Source organism: Paracoccus sp. SSJ, assembly GCF_030234105.1.
Classification (GTDB): Bacteria; Pseudomonadota; Alphaproteobacteria; order Rhodobacterales; family Rhodobacteraceae; genus Paracoccus; species Paracoccus denitrificans.
Genome location: NZ_JASSPE010000068.1, coordinates 1 through 907 on the forward strand (window position 1 = coordinate 1; position 907 = coordinate 907).

General features: G+C 69.5%; 1 protein-coding gene. It reads left to right on the forward strand.

Translation table 11 applies throughout. The annotated features are described in order from the left end of the window. Positions 1–907: efflux RND transporter periplasmic adaptor subunit (locus QPR87_RS23530; protein WP_285051571.1), on the forward strand; the 907-nt coding region annotated here is incomplete at both ends.

The following is a 907-nucleotide window of genomic DNA, read 5'->3' on the forward strand; positions in this document are numbered from 1 at the left end:
GCGCGGTTCTCTTGAGGTATCGGTTCTTGCTGAGGGTCGTTTGAAGCCTTCGAACCTTGTTGCGGTGGGTGCGCAGGTTTCGGGTCGGATCACCGAGCTGGCGGTGGTTCTGGGCCAGCGGGTGGAGCAGGGCGACCTGATCGCGCGGATCGACTCGGTCCAGCAGGCCAACGAATTGCGCACCGCACAGGCGGCGCTGGCCAATCTCAAGGCGCAGATGGCCGAGCGGCGCGCCGTGCTGGCCCTGGCCGAAAAGACCCTGGAACGCCAGCAGAACCTGATCCGCTCGAACGCCGCCTCGCGCAGCACCATGGACAGCGCCCAGCAGGATGTCGACGTCGCCCGCGCCCAGATCGCCGCGCTGCAGGCCCAGATCGCCCAGGCCGAGGTCGCCATCGAGATCGCCCGCACCGACCTCGACTATACCCGCATCACCGCCCCCATGGCCGGCACCGTGCTGGCCATCGTCAGCCAGGCCGGGCAGACGGTGAACGCGGTGCAGTCCTCGCCCACCATCGTCGTGCTGGGCCAGCTCGACCGCATGGACGTGCATGCCGAGATCTCCGAGGCCGATATCGGCAAGGTCCGGCCCGGCCAGAAGGTGCGCTTCAGCCTGCTCGACGACAGCGGCCGCAGCTACGAGGGCGTGCTGGACAGCATCGCGCCGGCGCCGCAGAGCATCGTCAACGACAGCGCCATCCAGGGCGGCACCGGCACCGACAGCAGCAGCGGCGCGATCTACTACACCGGCATCGTCCCGGTCGAGAACCCCGACGGCCGGCTGCGCAGCTACATGACCGCCCAGGTCAGCATCGTGCTGGGCGCGGCGCAGGACGTGCTGACCATCCCGTCCAGCGCGCTCGGCCGGCGCAATCCCGACGGCAGCCACCAGGTCCGGGTGCTGGGC